The sequence below is a fragment of the Vibrio olivae genome, assembly GCF_042428525.1.
In the GTDB taxonomy this organism is placed as follows: Bacteria; Pseudomonadota; Gammaproteobacteria; order Enterobacterales; family Vibrionaceae; genus Vibrio; species Vibrio olivae.
This window is the reverse complement of the sequence record NZ_JBHMEP010000055.1, coordinates 1-937: the sequence shown is the minus strand read 5'-3', so window position 1 is coordinate 937 and position 937 is coordinate 1. Positions and strand designations below refer to the sequence as shown.

General features: G+C 45.6%; 2 protein-coding genes. Both read right to left on the bottom strand.

Annotation, left to right across the window (positions count from 1 at the left end; all coding sequences use genetic code 11):
* Nucleotides 1-30: 30 nt before the first annotated feature.
* Complete coding sequence (locus tag ACFFUV_RS23440; RefSeq protein ID WP_178572474.1) at nt 31-501, bottom strand: hypothetical protein; 471 nt, start codon at nt 499-501, stop codon at nt 31-33.
* 4 nt (nt 502-505) lie between these two features.
* Nucleotides 506-937: hypothetical protein (locus tag ACFFUV_RS23435; protein WP_390198346.1), on the bottom strand; the 432-nt coding region annotated here is incomplete at its 5' end.

The following is a 937-nucleotide window of genomic DNA, read 5'->3' as shown; positions in this document are numbered from 1 at the left end:
ACCGGGTTGGGGATAATAGGGGTTGTTCTCTTATTCGTTGCCATATAATACGTTTTTTGCTTTCTTCATTAAGTCCGGGAATATATATTGCCAAATCAACGCCGCAATATTTTCGTCCGTCAATCCCAATATTTGCCGCCCGTACTTTTTTATTAAGTCCTCCGTTTTGAAATCCGACGCTTTTATTTCAAACTGTTTGTCGCCGACTTCCAAAAAAAACGACGCTTCAAAATCCCCGGTATCCCGTAACGTTACCCGGTTTGTCGGTTGTCCCTTTTCCTCCTTTATGGCTATCGTCAACGGCGAATACGGGGCGTAATCCATAATATCCACGCCCAAACGGTTAATACCCTGTTCAAACAATTGTTCCTCGGCGTTCATATCAACAATATAGGCGTCATTGTCCCAAATGATTTGTTGAATGTATGCGCCGGACGATAACCCGTTGTTGAACGTGGCAACCCGGTTGCGTAAATCCTGTATTGACTTTAACCCCGCCATAATCTTACGTTGTCCGGTATTTTACGCCGTGGTTATTACAAGTAAGGCAAATACGGTCGATACCCTGCGTATCCAACCGCAACGCCTCGTATGCTTTTTTAAGGTCATAACCCAAACCTCCGGGGCGACCCTCAACGTTGCCGTCCAATTCGTAAAGAATTTCCAACCGGGTTGCGTTTACTTGGTTCCGGTTTACCTTAACATCGGGGTTCATTGCCAACGTGCGCAACATGATTGCGGCGACCTGTCGTTGGATAACCGTTTGGAAAATCTGCCTTTCCTTAATGATAAAATCCGTTAGGTCGCAACCAACGGTTATTTCGCAATTCAACCCGTAATTCTGCGTATTGGTGTACATCGTCAACGCAATATCCCACAACTCCGGGTATTCGTCGAATGTTTCCGGGGCGTTCATCATAAACGGGGATACCTGTAA

Bases quoted from the DNA above. Each gene is read 5' to 3' on its own strand.
- ACFFUV_RS23440 (WP_178572474.1), bottom strand. From the start codon at position 501: ATGGCGGGGTTAAAGTCAATACAGGATTTACGCAACCGGGTTGCCACG.